Here is a 15637-nt window from a genome sequence, read left to right on the forward strand (position 1 = left end):
TTATAACCTTAAGGGATTAAGCGTTGTCGGTGTTCGCATCCGCCGCTGCATCGGCCATTTTCATGAACACAATGTCTGTAAGGCAATTCTGCAGAATCAACACCCCTGAAATGACCCTTATGTTGGATGTGAAGGGAGAAGGATGTTGTTCTCCAATTCACAACTTTTTTCTTTTGGAAATGATAACGGAAAAATGCCGGTATTTATCTGTCCAGTGACGGGCCGATGGTTGCTCGATTTTTTTTACCATAGGACTCCCCGCGTTGGCAATGAAACTCGTCCGGATTGTCCCCGGGCGTATTGAATGAGCGTCCTGAAATAGCTATTTATGGGTTGACTTGTACCGGGCCAAGCCTATATTTTAGTGGTATTTTCCAAAGGTTAGGTCTTGGCAAGAACCGCCCCTCTCCGTCACTGTCGGCTCTTTGGCCTCCTTGGCCGCCGGAGATAACCCCTGTTTCCCCCATCAGGAGGTTCACATGCATCGGAAAATCGTTTTCAGTTTCACCGCCTTGTTTTTTCTGCTTGGCAGCACCATTTTTGCCGATACCATCTATACGTGGACCGATGCCGATGGCATCAAACGCTATTCGAATTCCCAGCCGCCAGAAGATGTCGAAAATGTTCAAACCCTTCAGGGGATCCCATACGATCAGAGCGCTGATGACCGGAACCGGCGAGAATATGACCGCATGGTGGAGGACGCCAGCAGGAGCGCTGACCGGCATTTTGAGGAACAGGCCGACAAGAAGGCCCAGGAAGCGGAAGCCAGGCGGCAGCAGCAATTGGAGGCCCAGAACCGGCGAATCGAGCAGGAACGGGCCAAACTGCAGAAAGAGATCGATGATATTCAAGGACGAGGGCTGGGTCCCACTTTCTCATCCGGTCAGAAAGCCAACATGATCAAACAGGTTCAGGAAAAGATCAATCAACTGGAAAACAACCCTGACGACTATTTCACCAAGTAGCCGTATCGATATCATCGACTGCTTTTTCTGACCCTCGACACCGCTTTCCGGTCGCCCGTGTCATCCCCTCCATCCGGGTTGACCGCCATGCGGAACCCGCGTACAGAATCTATCGGGAGGGCGTTATGACAGATTTACGAAACACCCGGACACCCATTTTGAATACGGGCACGCCCGAAGCAAAGCGTGAAGAAATTCTGGATTATTTCCATAAAACCTTCACCCTCGACGAAAAGCTCTACGAGACCCTGGCATCCGATGACGCCTTTTACCTGCGGGCCGAACCCCTTCGGCATCCGCCGATTTTTTACCTCGGCCACACCGGTGTCTTCTACATCAACAAACTGATCATTGCAAAAATCATCGATCAGCGCCTCAATCCAACATTCGAGTCCATGTTTGCGGTGGGGGTGGACGAAATGTCCTGGGACGATTTGGACGACGCCCATTATGAATGGCCCACCGTGACAGCGGTTAAAGCCTATCGGGATGAGGTGCGGGCCTTGGTGGACAATACCATCCGCAATCTGCCGCTGACCCTGCCCATCACCTGGGACCACCCGTTCTGGGCCATCATGATGGGAATCGAACACCAACGGATTCACCTGGAAACATCTTCGGTAATCATCCGGCGAATGCCCATCGACCAAGTCCGTCATATGCCCTTGTGGGATATCTGCAAGGAATCCGGCACGGCGCCGGACAACGATCTGCTGCCGGTGTCCGGCGGCCAGGTCGTCCTGGGAAAATCCAAGGACCACCCCCTGTACGGCTGGGACAATGAATTCGGCAGCCACACCTTCGATATCCGGGATTTCGAGGCGTCGCGCTACCTGGTTTCCAACCGGGAGTACCTGGGCTTCGTCGAGGACGACGGCTATACCACGAAGGCGCTATGGACCGAAGAGGGCTGGAACTGGGTCGGCTATTCGACGGCGAGGCACCCGATCTTCTGGATCCCGTCGGATGGCGACTGGACTTTCCGGACCATGACCCGTATCATCCCCATGCCCTGGGACTGGCCCGTGGAGGTCAACTATCTGGAGGCCAAGGCGTTTTGCAACTGGATGGCCGCAAAACGCGGCAAAACCATCCGCCTGCCCACCGAGGACGAATGGTACCGCCTGCGCGATCTGCACGACATTCCGGACCAGCCCTATTGGGATCACGCGCCGGGCAACCTCAATCTGGAACACTGGGCCTCGTCGTGCCCGGTGAACCGGTTTCGCTTCGGCGACTTTTACGACATCATCGGCAATGTGTGGCAGTGGACGGAAACGCCCATCACCGGCTTCACGGGCTTTGCCGTCCATCCGGTTTACGACGACTTCTCCACGCCCACCTTCGACACCCGTCACAACCTGATCAAGGGAGGTTCCTGGATCTCCACCGGCAACGAGGCCACCCGCGACTCCCGCTACGCCTTCCGGCGGCATTTCTTCCAGCACGCAGGCTTCCGGTACGTGGCTTCCGAACAGCCGGTGGAACTGCCCGAGGCCATGTATGAAAGCGATCTGGCGGTCTCCCAGTATTGCGAGGCCCATTACGGGGAGTCCTATTTCAATGTGGAGAACTTTCCCCTGCAATGCACCCGGCTTGCCGTGGCCTTCATGGAGGGCCGACCCAAAAAGCGGGCCCTGGATTTAGGCTGCGCCGTGGGACGCGCCACCTTCGAACTGGCCCGGACCTTCGACTTTGTCAACGGACTGGACTTTTCGGCACGATTTATCCGTATCGCCTTCCAGATGCAGGAAAAAGGGGTAACCCATTATGAACGATTGGAAGAGGGAGAGATCGTCTCCTACCATGAACGGCATCTGGCCGATTTCGGACTGGACACCGTTATCAACCGGGTCGAATTCTTCCAGGCCGATGCCACCAACCTCAAACCCCAGTTCACCGGCTACGACCTGGTCCTGGCAGCCAATCTCATCGACCGGCTCTACGACCCGAAAAAGTTTCTCACCACCATCCATGAACGGCTCACCATGGGTGGCGTCCTGGTCATTGCCTCGCCCTACACCTGGCTGGAGGAATTCACCCGTCGGGAAAACTGGGTGGGCGGCATCCGCAAGGACGGCGAGCCGTATACCACGCTGGAGGGCTTGAAAGACCTGCTGGCCGCTCATTTTCAGATGATCGGCACACCCCGGGACGTTGAATTCGTCATTCGAGAAACCCGGCGCAAGTTTCAGCACACCGTCAGCCAAATGACGGCCTGGGAGCGGATAAAATAGGCGTCACCCCGATCAGTGAAGCCTCCTATGAATTTTCCGATGTCTGCCTGCCCTTCAGCAGGGAAATTTCAACCCGACGGTTTGCCCGTCGATTCTCATCTGAAGTATTGGCAACCAGGGGATGGAATTCCGATTTTCCCTGAATGATCAGCCGTTGAGGGGCGACACCGTGGGATGCCAGAAATTTGGCCACACTGGCGGCCCTTGCCGCAGACAGTTCCCAATTGGATGGAAATCTCGACGTCCGGATGGCGATGTCGTCGGTATGGCCTGACACGATGATCTGATACTGGTGCTGCGGCGCAATCCAATCGGCAATCCGTTTCAATGCGGATTGAGCATCCGCCAAAAGTATCGCGTCCCCAACATTGAACGTGATCCGCTCGCCCAGGACAAAAACAGGTTGTTTCTCGTCCCACCGGACGTAGAAATCATTGCTGAAGCTGTCTTTCAAACCATTCATCATTTCCTGATTCAACGGTTCGACGGGATCTTCCCCCTCCGTTAATGGAAGGTTCGCTGCCGGCGGTTCCGGATTCGGCGCCGAGGTCTCTTCCGCAGGTATGGATTCAACGGGTTGAACTTCCGGGAGAAGGTCGGAATCGACGCCCATCGACGATGCGACGGTCCGGCGTTCCGGTTCCGGCGCCTGGGCAGCGATTTCAGGCCGATTGATTGAATTGGCGTAAAGCAGAACAAAAAAAACAAGCAGAAGGGTCATCAGGTCAGCCATACTCCACAAAAAGGCACCCTCTTCGGCGGCCTCCACGTCTCCTGCCAGGAAAAATCGGGCAGCCAAACCCTTGTCCGCGTTTGGCCTGAACCGCCATTGAATTGACCCATCGCCCTTGCCGACCATCCGCTACCTCGCCAGGCCCTGTGGGCTGGCTGAATCGCCCCACGGATTCCATCGATGCCGCTTTTTTAGCGGCTGCGGCTGCGGCATTGAGAAATCGGCTTCCGCATAGGATTTCAGACTGTGGGCAATCTCCAGGGGTGGTCGTTGATCGCACACGGCCACGACGCCGTCGAAAATGACATTGAGCATCAGGGCCTCGCGCCTGATGTACTCGGCAAACTTTCCCGCGATTGGAAGAAACAGAAAATTGGCGAAGAGCAGGCCGTAAAAGGTGGTCAGCAGGGCCGTCGCCATGCCTTGTCCGATTTGCGCGGAATTGCCGATGTGGTTCAACACATTGATCAACCCGATGATCGTACCCACAAAACCGAATACCGGCGCAAGCCTGGCAACCCTGTTGATTACGTTCAGCTGGGTCTGCAATTGGTCCAGATACAGGTTGATCTCTTTCCCCAGCATCATCTCGACGCGCGGGGAGTCGTAATTATCAAGAATCATTTGGAAGCCGCGGCGGAGAACCGGATGTGGCACCGCGTTGATTTTACGGCTCATCTCGCTGAGACCGGCGACCCGCTGCAGGCGCGCCAGCACGGTTATTTGATTGATCAGATCCTCGACGGTTTTCGGTTGGGGTTTCAGGCTGTCGATCAAACGGGTGAAAAAGCCATGCAGGGTATGGACGGGAAATGCCAGCGAACCGCCAATGATCGTGCCGATAAAAACCAAGGCTCCGCTCCTCAAGTTAACCAGAACCGGGATATCGCCCATGATCGTGCGGGCAAAGAGAAAAAAAAATATCATCCCAACCATTAAAAGACAATTTCTTACCACGTTATGAACCCTCCACGGGTGGTGTTTACCCTCATTCTAAACTATTAACGGATGATGACGACCAATCAGGCTTTATCCTTTATCCTTTTCTCTTAGCAGTTTTTGTGCCATGAGACAGGTCACCCGCAAACAGGGCCGTAAAGATCTTTTTTGGGCATATGCAATATTTTAATCGGGAAAAAATTGCCGGGCGGAGAGCTATCCAGGCAAATATTGACGGACGGTAAATGACAATCTGGTTCGGATCGGTCTCATACCGGGGCGGACAGCTTCGCGATAACCCATGATAAGGGCAGGAAAGTGTCGATATGATCAATCCGGAAACCGTGGCCGTCACCTGCGGCCTGTGCAGTGCCGTAGCCTGGGGAGCCGGCGATTTTGCCGGCGGCTTTGCCTCCCGACGGGGCAATGCACTTACCGTGGTTCTCTTCTCACAGATGCTGGGCGGGATGCTGATGCTCGGTTTGACGTCGGTGTTTGCCGGCCATGCACCGGATACCCGGCAGGTGCTGTCGGGCATGCTGGCAGGCGGATTCGGCGTCCTGGGTCTTGTGTGTCTTTACAAAGGCTTGGCCGCAGGCCGCATGGGACTCGTCGCCCCCCTGTCGGCATTGGTCACGGCGATTATTCCCATGGGTTTTTCCTTTGTGGTCGAAGGTCTTCCCACAACACTGCAACGATTCGGCCTGGCCGCCGCCATGGCAGCGGTCTGGCTGCTCTCCTCTCCGGGTGGGGAGCTGCGCATGCACAAGGGCGAGCTGCGCCTGTCCCTGCTGGCCGGTTTGGGATTCGGACTCTTTTTTATCCTGATGGACCACGCCAGCGGTCAGGCTGTCCTCTGGCCCCTGTTGGCCTCCAAGGCCGGTGCCGTCACCGTGATGTTTCTGATCCTCACGGCAACCCGCCAGCTCACGGCACCTCCTAAAGGCCAAATCCTTTTCATTGCCCTGGCCGGCATTCTGGACACGGCCGGAACTGCCGCATTCACCGTGGCCGCCAATCTCGGGCGACTGGACGTCTCAACCGTGCTCGCATCGCTTTATCCGGCATCCACCATTATGCTGGCCTGGCTGGTGTTCCGGGAACGGCTGAACCGTCGGCAGTGGTGCGGGGTGGCCATTGCCATAGCGGCGCTGGTGCTGATAGCGATTTAGGTGAATAGACTGTAAGGCTGAAGAAAAGAATTACCTGAAGGCCAAATAGCCAAGCTCAACGATTTATTGAAGGTATTCCTCCGAGTTTAAACCTTTATCGTTAATCACTGACTCAGTGCTCAGCTCCGTGGCCATTCAGAAATGGTAGATTGTGGCTCAGGCCAAGGCCGCAGGGATTTTGGAACCGCAGGCGTAGCAGCGCTACGTCGAGGATTGCGAAATCACGAGAACGCCGGCCTGGGGCAAAAGATGCCGTTTCTGGACGGCCACGCCTTAGCCGTGGAGCGCCTTGCCACTGGCCTTCAACGCCGCCTCCAGCATAATCTCCGATAGGGTGGGGTGGGCATGAATGGTGTCGGCGACGTCCGCCACACTCAGATGGTTGCCCACCGCCAGGGTGCCCTCTCCCAGCAGATCCGTGGCATGGGGACCGATGAGGTGGACCCCCAGCACCTTGCCGCTGCCGGCTTCGGAAACGATGGTTGCCTGGCCGGCCAGTTCACCTAATACCTGGGCCTTGCCGATGGTGCGGAACAGCACGGTATCCGCGCGGGCATCGATCCCCTGCTCTTTGGCCTGGGTTTCGGTAAGTCCTACGCAGGCCACCTCCGGCATGGTGAAAATGGCCCCGGGAACCGCCGTGTAGTCCATGGAGAGGTCGGCACCCATGGCATTTTCCGCAGCCAGCATGGCTTCGGTGGAAGCCACGTGAGCCAGCATCACCCGCTCCGGCCCCAACACATCGCCGATGGCAAAAACCCCGGGGATATCGGTCTGCAGGCGGTCGTCCACCGGGATCCACCCCTTGGAATCCGTCTCGAGGCCGATGGTGGACAGGCCGATGCCTTTCGTATTGGGCGACCGGCCGATGCACACCAGCGCCTGCGCCACCCTTGCCGTCACCGGAACCTTGTCCTTTTCCTTCAAATCCGATGCAAACGGGGAGGGGCCGATGGTCACCGTGAGGCCCTCATCGCTCTGCTGGATCGATTCGACCACCCGGTTCACGTAAAACTTGATCTTGCGTTTTTTCATTTCCCGCTCCAGCACCTTGGAGCAACCGGTGTCCACCGACGGCAGGGGCAGCAGGCGGTCCAGGGCTTCCACAACGATCACCCGGGCCCCCATGGCGGACAGGATGCAGGCAAACTCGCAGCCGATGACACCCCCACCCACGATAACAATGGATTCAGGAACCCGCTCGATCTCCAGAATGTGGTTGCTGGAAAGAATCCGTCGGCCGTCAAAAGAAAACGCCGGCACCGAAAAGGGGTGGGACCCGGTGGCGATGATCAGCCGGTCCCAGTCCCAGCTTTGCTGCCGGCCGTCTTCGCCGGTGGCGGACACCTTGCCCGGACCGTCGATGCGGGCATGACCGCGAACGAGATTGACGTTGTGGTGGGCCAGCAGGCTTTCGATGCCCTTGATCTGCGTGGCCAGCACGTTGTGTTTGCGGGCCATGAGTCCGGCCATGTCCAGCATGGCGCGACCCTCGGTCCGGATGCCGAACTCCTCGGCCCGGTGAAATTGTTCAAGCATCTCGGCAGTGGTTTTCATGATCTTCGAGGGAATGCACCCCCAGTTCAGGCAGGTGCCGCCGACCTGCTCCTTTTCCACCACCGTCACCACCGCACCCAGTTGCGCTGCGCGTACCGCCGCCACATATCCCCCCGGACCGGCGCCCAGAATGGTTACCCGTGTTGCCATCAGGCTTTTCCTCCTTGTCCATATCGCTGTTTTATTGAAACCGCGGACAGGTCCGCCGCGGCACCCATTGTAATGACACAATTCCAATTAATGTCTTTTTCAACTATTTTTCAACTTTTTTTTGATGAAAACTTCAATTATATAAAAAATGTTTGACAGATTCATCATGTTCAATTAAATATTTTGCATATCCACGGTATCATTGAAAGGCTCTCGATGAAAGTAGACGATCTGAACATTTCCATTATCCGCCATCTTCAGGAGGGCAGAAAGTCCTATAAGATCATTGCAGAAGATCTCGGCGTTTCCGAGAATACCGTCAGATCACGTGTCAGTAAGCTGGAGGAAGAAGGTGTGCTGGAGATCGTCGGCCTGGTGGATCCGGAAGCGGTTCCGCGGCACCGGGTCGTGATGGTGGGCGTCAAGCTGACCACCATGGACCTGGTCAAAAAGGGCGAAGAGTTCAGCCGCGTCCGCGGGGTGGTATCGGTGAGCGTGGTCACCGGCCGATTTGACCTGATCCTCGTGGTACTGCTCAAGGAGGGCTTCGGCCTGCTCGAATTCTACACCGAAGAAGTGTCCCGGCTCCAGGGCGTACAATCGGTGGAAACCTTTGTCGTTTACAAGAGCTACAACCTGAAGATCCCTTATATATTTTAAGAAGGATTCCAGGAGTCGAGGGGTCAAGGAAAAAGCAAGTGCCGCCATGAACGCGATAGTTCGGCTGGCACATGAAAAAACCGATTGACCTTGCCCACGGCGGTGGCGCCCACTCGAATCCTGGAATCCCCGAACCCTTTAGTCATCAAAGGAAACCGCGTCATGGAAACTGCAATCAAACGGACGCCGCTGAACAACTGGCATCGGAGCCAAGGCGCCAACATGGCGGACTTCGGCGGCTACGACATGCCCCTGTGGTATTCGTCGGTGAAAGAGGAGCATTTAGCCGTGCTGACCGGCGCCGGCATTTTCGACACCAGTCACATGGCAGCCGTCATCGTCGACGGATCGGGAGCCGCCGCCCTGCTCCAGCATTGCTTTACCAACAATCTGGACGCCTGCATGGGACCGGCCAGGAAGCCCCTTTCCCCGGGCCGATGCGTATACGGGGCCTTTTTAGATAAAAACGGCCATACCATCGACGACGCCATCGTCTTCTTCATGAAGGCGGACAGCTACATGGTGGTGGTCAACGCCGGCATGGGCGGAGCCATCGCCGACCATTTGCGGCGCAACCTCGGTGGGAGAGAGGCCGCGGTCACCGACCTCACCGATCGGTTGGGCAAGATGGACATTCAGGGGCCGGCGGCGGCCCGAATTCTCGGCCAGGTTCTGGCCGATCCAAAAGCGGTCTTTGCCGGCATGCCCTACTTCTCCTTCAAGGGGCACATTGACCCCATCTCGCCCCTGGCCGATGAGGTTCGCCTGGACGACGGCACCCCCATTCTGCTGTCGCGCACCGGATACACCGGTGAATTCGGCTTCGAAATCTTTCTGGCACCGGATAAAATCCAGCGCCTGTGGGAACGCCTTCTCGAAGCCGGCCAAGCCAGCGGCATCAAACCCTGCGGCCTGGCGGCCCGGGACAGCCTTCGCGCCGGTGCCGTGCTGCCGCTTTCACACCAGGACATTGGACACTGGCCGTTCATCAACCACCCCTGGCCCTTTGCCCTGCCCTTTAATGCAGATCAGACCGGGTTCACCAAGGATTTCATCGGCCGGGCAGCCCTGGAACAGCATACGGATTTTTCCTTCACCCAGGCCTTTGCAGGCAATGACCTGCGCAAAATTTCAGCGGGAGAAGGCTCCCGGGTCATCGATGCCGACGGCCAAACGATCGGGACCGTGCTCACCTGCGCCACGGACATGGGCATCGGGCGTCACGGCGGTGAAATTTTCAGCGTTGCCAGCCCGGACAAACCGGCGGGCTTCACCGCCAGGGGGCTTTGCTGCGGTTTCGTCAAGGTCAACCGCAAGCTGTCGGTAGGCCAGCATGTGGATATCGCTGACAGCCGGCGCAAGATCACCGTCACCATCGTGGACGATGTGCGTCCCCACCGCACCGCCCGCAAACCCATGGCCGAGATGATCTAATCGCGGACACCGCGCCGCGTATCCAATAGAAAAAAACAATCACAGGGAGGACAAAAAATGAAAGCCATCAGCGAACTGAAACTGCCCGAAAACGTGCGTTACACCGACGACCATGAGTGGGCCAAAAAAAGCGGCGACGTCGTGCGCATCGGCATTTCCGACTATGCCCAGGATCAACTGGGAGACATCGTGTTTGTGGAACTGCCCGAGGTGGGCAGCAGTTTTGACAAGGGCGAGGAGTTCGGCACCGTCGAATCGGTCAAGGCCGTATCCGAACTTTACATGCCCATCGGCGGCGAGGTGACGGCCATCAACGAAGCCCTGGCCGATGAGCCGGAACGGGTAAACAGCGACCCATACGACAGCGGATGGATGATGGAAATCAAAGCCAGCGACCCCGCCGAACTGGAGGCTTTAAAATCCAAAGCCGACTACTTTGAAATGCTGAAAGGATAACCCTCATGAGATACCTGCCGCATACACAAGAAGATACCGAACAGATGCTTCAGGTGGTGGGCGCGGCGGATCTGGATGCTCTTTTCTCCAGTATTCCCGACGACTGCCGCCGGAAAGATGAGCTGGCCCTGCCCGACCCCCTTACCGAATGGGAACTCAACGGGCACATGGACGGCCTGGCCAGTCTCATGGGCGCCTCGCCTGCCTGCAAGGTGTTCATGGGAGCCGGCAGCTACAGCCACTACATCCCCGAAATCACCCGCCAGCTGCTGCTGCGCAGTGAATTCTTCACCGCCTACACGCCCTACCAGCCGGAAATCAGCCAGGGCACCCTGCAGACCATCTATGAGTACCAGACCCTGGTGACCCGCCTGCTGGGCATGGACGTAGCCAATGCCTCCATGTACGACGGCGCTTCGGGATTGGCTGAAGCCCTGCTCATGACCATCCGGGTTTCCCGCCGCAAGCGGGTGGCTGTTTCCCAAGCGGTTCACCCCTTGTATCGCAAAGTGGTGGAAACCTATTTCGCACCCACCGAATTTGAAGTGGTCGAGCTGCCCGTGGCGGCCGACGGCCGCACCGACCTTTCCGGTTTGAAAGACTTGGGCGAACTGGCCGGCGTGGCCCTGCAGAGCCCCAATTTTTTCGGCTGCATCGAAGATCTGGAGGCCGCCGAAAAATCCATTCACGCCGACAAAAAAACGCTCTTCGTCGTCGGTTTCAGTGAACCGCTGGCCTATGGCCTGCTCAAAAGCCCCGGTGCCTGCGGGGCGGACATTGCCTGCGGCGAGGGTCAGAGCTTCGGCATCCCCCAGAGCTTCGGCGGCCCCGGACTGGGCATGTTCGCCGCCCGGCAGCAATTTGTGCGCGCCATGCCCGGCCGGCTCATCGGCAAAACCGTGGACCGGGACGGCAAGACCGGCTTCGTCCTGACCCTGGCGACCCGCGAGCAGCACATCCGCCGGGAAAAAGCCACCTCCAACATCTGCTCCAACCAAGGCCTGTGCGCCACCGCATCCACCATGTACATGGCGGCCATGGGCGGCACGGGCATCCGGGAACTCTCCCGGCTCAACCGGGATCGGGCCGAGTACCTCAAGGCGTCCCTGGCCGCGGCCGGATACCCATCTCCCTTCAGTGCGCCGACCTTCAATGAATTCGTTGTCCGCTTCCCCGATGGATTTGCCGACACCTGGCAGGCGCTGCTGGAGAAGAAAATCGTCGCCGGGCTGCACCTGGGCCCCTACTATCCTGAACTGTCCGACTGCTGGCTCATGTGCGTGACCGAGACGCTGTCCAAAAATGATATCGATGCACTGGTAAAGGAGGTGGTCAAATGAAAGAGAAAATGGGAACCACCGGCCTGATCTTCAACGAACCCCTGCTCTGGGAAAAAGGATCCCCGGGGCGCAAGGGCCTGTCACTGCCCCGCCGCGACGTGGACGAAACATCGCTGGACGAATCCCTGGCGGGCGACGGTCCGGATTTTCCGGATCTTTCCGAACTGGATGTGGTGCGTCACTTCACCAAGCTTTCCCAGTGGAATTTCGGCGTGGACAGCGGCATGTACCCGCTGGGTTCCTGCACCATGAAATACAACCCCAAGACCAACGAACGCCAGGCATCCATTCCCGGTTTTGCCGGCGCCCACCCCCTGCTGCCGGAAAGCCTCTCCCAGGGAGCCCTGGCCCTGATGCATGACCTGCAGGGATACCTGGGTGAAATCACCGGCCTGCCGGCAGTCACCCTCCAGCCGGCTGCCGGATCCCAGGGTGAACTGACCGGCATGCTGATCTTCTCCGCCTATCACAAAAACAAGGGCGCGCCGCGCACCAAGGTGCTGATTCCCGACACCGCCCACGGCACCAACCCGGCCAGCGCCGCCCTATGCGGCTTCAAGGCCGTTCCGGTCAAATCGGGCTCCGACGGTGTCCTGCTGCCCGAAACCGTGGCGGAACTCATGGACGAAGACACCGCCGGAATTATGATCACCAACCCCAACACGCTGGGGCTGTTCGAACACAACATCCGCAAGGTAGCCGCCATCGTCCACGAAAAAGGCGGTCTGGTCTACGGCGACGGCGCCAACATGAACGCGGTGATGGGCATCGTCAACATCGGCGACATCGGGGTGGACGTGCTGCATCTCAACCTGCACAAAACCTTTTCCACCCCCCATGGCGGCGGCGGCCCGGGTGCCGGACCGGTATGCGTTACCCCGGAACTGGAACCCTTCCTGCCCGTTCCCCGGGTGGTAAAAGATGGCGACACCTACCGGTTGGATGAGGATTATCCTCTCTCCGTGGGTAAAGTGCATGCCTTTTACGGCAACTTCGGCATCCTGCTGCGTGCCTACAGCTACATTCTGAGCCTGGGCAAACACCTCAAGGAGGTCAGCCAGTATGCGGTGCTCAACGCCAACTACATTAAAGAACGCCTCAAAGGCCACTACCACCTACCCTACGACCGGCCCTGCATGCACGAGTGCGTTTTTACCGACAAGCGCCAGCAGGAACACCACGTGGCCACCCTGGATATCGCCAAACGTTTGATGGACCACGGGTTTCATCCGCCGACGATCTACTTCCCGCTGGTGGTCAGCGGCGCCATCATGATCGAGCCCACCGAATCCGAATCCAAGGAGACTCTGGACCAGTTCATCGACGCCATGAAACAGATCGCCCAGGAGGCTGTGGATTGTCCCGACTGCCTCCACGAATCGCCCCAGTTCCCCAAGGTGCGGCGCTTGGACGAAACCGCGGCAGCCCGTAATCCCTGCCTGCGGGGTTAAAAAGTACTATTCCCGGGGGCGGCTGTCGGGCCGCCCCAGTTTTTCTCAAGGGAGTAATTTAATTTCAGAAGACAAATTACAATAGCCAAAAACCAAATTCCAAATAAATAACAATGACCAAAGCTCCAAATGATGTGATCGAAATCAAGTCCATTCCAATTCGATCAAGTGGTAGAGAATTTCATCATACTATTGCCATAGACAATTGCCAATGTTGATGTTGCCAAACGACTCTTGGATTTTGAGCTAATTTGAGATTTGGATATTAGGAATTTATTTGTGATTTGAGTTTTGTAATTTGATGCTTGTGGCTTATTGTGTCCGGTTTACCCGGGTTTTAACCACATCATTGCGGACTTATTGAACATTGCCCATGGCACCTGAGAAAAACAACAACAAAATGCCGTGCTGGTGGATTGACCTGCCGGAAACCGACTACCAGAAGGCGCTGGACCTTCAGTTGGCCGTCGTCAATGCTAAAACAGCCGGCCGACTGGACGCAGACGTGATCCTGTGCGTCGAGCACCCCCGCGTCTTCACCCTGGGCCGGCGCGGGGGTCGGGAAAACCTGTGTGTCACCGACGATTTCCTGGTCGAAAAAGGCGTGTCGGTGGTGCCCACGGATCGGGGGGGCAACATCACCTACCACGGGCCGGGGCAACTGGTGGCCTATCCGATCATCGACCTCAACCGCCGGCGCCTCAAGGTGGTTGAATTCGTCTCCGGCCTCGAACAGGCCATGATCCTTACGGCCGGCCACTGGGGCATCGATGCCGGCACCAATCCAGCCAATCGCGGTGTCTGGCTCAATGGCGACAAGCTGGGCAGCGTGGGCATCACCGTTCGCCGCGGCGTCAGTTTCCACGGCCTGGCTCTGAACGTCAACACGGACATGGAGCCCTTTTCCTGGATCAATCCCTGTGGTCTCGACCAGGTGCGCATGACCTCTTTCGAACGCCATCTCAACGCCCCTGTTCCCATAGCCGAGGCCCGGCAGGAAATGGCGGCACATTTGGCCGATGTTTTGGGGATTTCCTTGACAACGGTCAGCCTGGAGAAACTTTATGCCGAGATCGAACTGGGGGATTGAGGGAATTGGGGAGTGGGAAGCCCTTTGAGCCCATTCACTCGAATCCTTGACCGCCCGGATCCTTGAAACCTTTTTCTGAAAGCCTCACATCATGACCCCATCCAACCCCATCCGCACCGGCAAACCCTCCTGGCTGAGAAGAAAGCTTCCTTCCGGGCCTGAGTATGAACAGATCCGATCCATGATCGGCAAGAGTCAGCTCCATACGGTATGCCAGGAGGCCAACTGCCCCAACCAGTTCGAATGCTTCTCCGCCCGTACAGCCACCTTTCTGATTCTCGGATCCACCTGCACGCGCAACTGCCGCTTCTGCAATATCGGTGACGGCCTCCCGGGTCTGCTGGACCCCGACGAACCCCGACGCGTGGCCGACGCGGCAGACAAGATGAACTTGCGGTACGTGGTGGTCACCTCGGTGACCCGGGACGACCTGGAAGACGGCGGCGCCGACCATTTTGCCGCCACCATCCATACCCTGCGGGAAAAAATCCCCGGCGTACAGGTGGAGGTGCTCATCCCCGATTTTCAGGGAGAAAAATCAGCCTTGGAAACCGTTTTGGCAGCCCGCCCAGATGTCCTCAACCACAACATGGAAACCGTGCGGCGCCTTTATCCCACCGTGCGGCCCCAGGCAGACTACGACCGGTCCCTTGAGCTGCTGGCTCGCGTCAAGACCATCGACTGGTCCATCCCAGCTAAATCGGGCATCATGCTGGGCCTGGGCGAAACCGAAGAGGAAGTCCGGCAGACCATCGCCGACGTTTACCGCACCGGCTGCCACATGCTCACCATCGGCCAGTACCTTCAACCCACCCCGCAGCACCTGCCGGTGGTCGATTTCATCCCGCCGGAAGAATTTGAACGCTGGCGCCGGTTCGCCTTGGAAGTCGGTTTCGAAAAAGTGGCCTCCGGCCCTTTCGTGAGAAGTTCCTACCATGCCGGAGAGATGTTTATGGGAAGTGAATGATGTGCTGATCCGGGAGGGTATAGGTATATTTCAAGTTCTCAATTGATGGTTTTTCTGAGGTAACGTTTCTCAGGCGGACCGTTTTCTTCGCTACCTAGTGTCCATCCAGGAACGAGCATTTTGGGTCGAGATCAAGGCATGCGATAAATTTTACCGCAGGCATATAGCTGATATTCCGAGGATAAAATTTTGAGCATAACGCAGATATCGGGCAAAAAGACCGTTTCTGGATAGACACTACCTATATCGTCGAGTTGCCCTGAGCGCTCTATAGCAGCCTCGCGATGCTTGAAGCGGCCTGGGATTAAATATAAATCAGCCAATGCTTTTCCCGGCCCTCGTCCTTGGAGACCCAAGAACAGATACGGCGGCTCTGCGTAAAAGGCGGGGCTTAAATCCGGTCTATCTTTTCCTTGGGCGATATCCAGAATGGCCTGTACATTTGATATTTCAATCATGAGAATTTTCTTTTTGCGTTTGTAC

14 protein-coding genes are annotated in these 15637 nt (G+C 57.2%); 10 read left to right on the forward strand and 4 right to left on the reverse strand.

Annotation, left to right across the window (positions count from 1 at the left end; all coding sequences use genetic code 11):
* The first annotated feature begins 479 nt into the window (after positions 1-479).
* Together ACHZBS_RS08215 and ovoA are read left to right on the forward strand one after the other, a co-directional pair.
* Positions 480-968, forward strand: a complete 489-nt coding sequence (locus tag ACHZBS_RS08215) for a DUF4124 domain-containing protein (protein WP_319406013.1) — start codon at positions 480-482, stop codon at positions 966-968.
* A gap of 125 nt (positions 969-1093) precedes the next feature.
* A complete protein-coding gene (gene ovoA, locus ACHZBS_RS08220; RefSeq protein WP_319406014.1) occupies positions 1094-3205 on the forward strand; it encodes a 5-histidylcysteine sulfoxide synthase in 2112 nt (703 codons plus the stop codon).
* 25 nt (positions 3206-3230) lie between these two features.
* Here ovoA and ACHZBS_RS08225 read toward each other — a convergent pair whose 3' ends face one another.
* Together ACHZBS_RS08225 and ACHZBS_RS08230 are read right to left on the reverse strand one after the other, a co-directional pair.
* Complete coding sequence (locus ACHZBS_RS08225) at positions 3231-4004, reverse strand: OmpA family protein (protein WP_319406015.1); 774 nt, start codon at positions 4002-4004, stop codon at positions 3231-3233.
* Between the two features lie 63 nt (positions 4005-4067).
* Positions 4068-4874, reverse strand: a complete 807-nt coding sequence (locus ACHZBS_RS08230; protein ID WP_319406016.1) for a MotA/TolQ/ExbB proton channel family protein — start codon at positions 4872-4874, stop codon at positions 4068-4070.
* Between the two features lie 329 nt (positions 4875-5203).
* Between ACHZBS_RS08230 and ACHZBS_RS08235 the strand changes: the two genes are divergently transcribed.
* Entirely contained in the window at positions 5204-6049 is an 846-nt protein-coding gene (locus ACHZBS_RS08235; RefSeq protein ID WP_319406017.1) for a DMT family transporter, read from the forward strand.
* Positions 6050-6322: 273 nt separating this feature from the next.
* On the opposite strand, the gene lpdA is transcribed toward ACHZBS_RS08235, so the two are convergent.
* The gene (lpdA, locus tag ACHZBS_RS08240) at positions 6323-7756 is read right to left on the reverse strand and encodes a dihydrolipoyl dehydrogenase (protein ID WP_319406018.1); all 1434 of its coding nucleotides are present in this window, start codon (positions 7754-7756) and stop codon (positions 6323-6325) included.
* Between the two features lie 216 nt (positions 7757-7972).
* Between lpdA and ACHZBS_RS08245 the strand changes: the two genes are divergently transcribed.
* The 7 genes from ACHZBS_RS08245 (at position 7973) to lipA (ending at position 15154) form a co-directional block, all read left to right on the forward strand.
* Positions 7973-8416 carry an Lrp/AsnC family transcriptional regulator gene (locus tag ACHZBS_RS08245; protein ID WP_319406019.1) on the forward strand — a complete coding sequence of 148 codons (444 nt, stop codon included), beginning with the start codon at positions 7973-7975 and terminating at the stop codon, positions 8414-8416.
* A gap of 162 nt (positions 8417-8578) precedes the next feature.
* Positions 8579-9850: an aminomethyl transferase family protein gene (locus tag ACHZBS_RS08250; RefSeq protein ID WP_319406020.1), complete on the forward strand. Its 1272-nt coding sequence runs from the start codon at positions 8579-8581 to the stop codon at positions 9848-9850.
* A 57-nt stretch (positions 9851-9907) separates the two neighbouring features.
* On the forward strand, positions 9908-10306 hold the full coding sequence (gcvH, locus tag ACHZBS_RS08255; RefSeq protein WP_319406021.1) for a glycine cleavage system protein GcvH: 399 nt from the start codon (positions 9908-9910) through the stop codon (positions 10304-10306).
* A 5-nt stretch (positions 10307-10311) separates the two neighbouring features.
* Positions 10312-11646 (forward strand): aminomethyl-transferring glycine dehydrogenase subunit GcvPA, encoded by a 1335-nt coding sequence (gene gcvPA, locus ACHZBS_RS08260; RefSeq protein ID WP_319406022.1) that lies wholly within the window; start codon positions 10312-10314, stop codon positions 11644-11646.
* Positions 11643-13097: an aminomethyl-transferring glycine dehydrogenase subunit GcvPB gene (gene gcvPB, locus ACHZBS_RS08265; protein ID WP_319406023.1), complete on the forward strand. Its 1455-nt coding sequence runs from the start codon at positions 11643-11645 to the stop codon at positions 13095-13097. The genes gcvPA and gcvPB overlap by 4 nt, the downstream gene beginning before the upstream one ends.
* Before the next feature lie 373 nt (positions 13098-13470).
* Positions 13471-14187, forward strand: a complete 717-nt coding sequence (lipB, locus tag ACHZBS_RS08270) for a lipoyl(octanoyl) transferase LipB (protein ID WP_319406024.1) — start codon at positions 13471-13473, stop codon at positions 14185-14187.
* 91 nt (positions 14188-14278) lie between these two features.
* The gene (gene lipA, locus ACHZBS_RS08275; protein ID WP_319406025.1) at positions 14279-15154 is read left to right on the forward strand and encodes a lipoyl synthase; all 876 of its coding nucleotides are present in this window, start codon (positions 14279-14281) and stop codon (positions 15152-15154) included.
* Positions 15155-15285: 131 nt separating this feature from the next.
* On the opposite strand, the gene ACHZBS_RS08280 is transcribed toward lipA, so the two are convergent.
* The gene (locus ACHZBS_RS08280) at positions 15286-15612 is read right to left on the reverse strand and encodes a hypothetical protein (protein WP_319406026.1); all 327 of its coding nucleotides are present in this window, start codon (positions 15610-15612) and stop codon (positions 15286-15288) included.
* Between the last annotated feature and the right edge of the window lie 25 nt (positions 15613-15637).

This window comes from uncultured Desulfosarcina sp. (genome assembly GCF_963664155.2).
Classification (GTDB): Bacteria; Desulfobacterota; Desulfobacteria; order Desulfobacterales; family Desulfosarcinaceae; genus Desulfosarcina.

Coding starts and splice junctions, on each gene's coding strand:
- ACHZBS_RS08215 (WP_319406013.1), top strand. CDS start 480: ATGCATCGGAAAATCGTTTTCAGTTTCACCGCCTTGTTTTTTCTGCTT.
- ovoA (WP_319406014.1), top strand. CDS start 1,094: ATGACAGATTTACGAAACACCCGGACACCCATTTTGAATACGGGCACG.
- ACHZBS_RS08230 (WP_319406016.1), bottom strand. CDS start 4,874: ATGGTTGGGATGATATTTTTTTTTCTCTTTGCCCGCACGATCATGGGC.
- ACHZBS_RS08235 (WP_319406017.1), top strand. CDS start 5,204: ATGATCAATCCGGAAACCGTGGCCGTCACCTGCGGCCTGTGCAGTGCC.
- lpdA (WP_319406018.1), bottom strand. CDS start 7,756: ATGGCAACACGGGTAACCATTCTGGGCGCCGGTCCGGGGGGATATGTG.
- ACHZBS_RS08245 (WP_319406019.1), top strand. CDS start 7,973: ATGAAAGTAGACGATCTGAACATTTCCATTATCCGCCATCTTCAGGAG.
- ACHZBS_RS08250 (WP_319406020.1), top strand. CDS start 8,579: ATGGAAACTGCAATCAAACGGACGCCGCTGAACAACTGGCATCGGAGC.
- gcvH (WP_319406021.1), top strand. CDS start 9,908: ATGAAAGCCATCAGCGAACTGAAACTGCCCGAAAACGTGCGTTACACC.
- gcvPA (WP_319406022.1), top strand. CDS start 10,312: ATGAGATACCTGCCGCATACACAAGAAGATACCGAACAGATGCTTCAG.
- gcvPB (WP_319406023.1), top strand. CDS start 11,643: ATGAAAGAGAAAATGGGAACCACCGGCCTGATCTTCAACGAACCCCTG.
- lipB (WP_319406024.1), top strand. CDS start 13,471: ATGGCACCTGAGAAAAACAACAACAAAATGCCGTGCTGGTGGATTGAC.
- lipA (WP_319406025.1), top strand. CDS start 14,279: ATGACCCCATCCAACCCCATCCGCACCGGCAAACCCTCCTGGCTGAGA.
- ACHZBS_RS08280 (WP_319406026.1), bottom strand. CDS start 15,612: ATGATTGAAATATCAAATGTACAGGCCATTCTGGATATCGCCCAAGGA.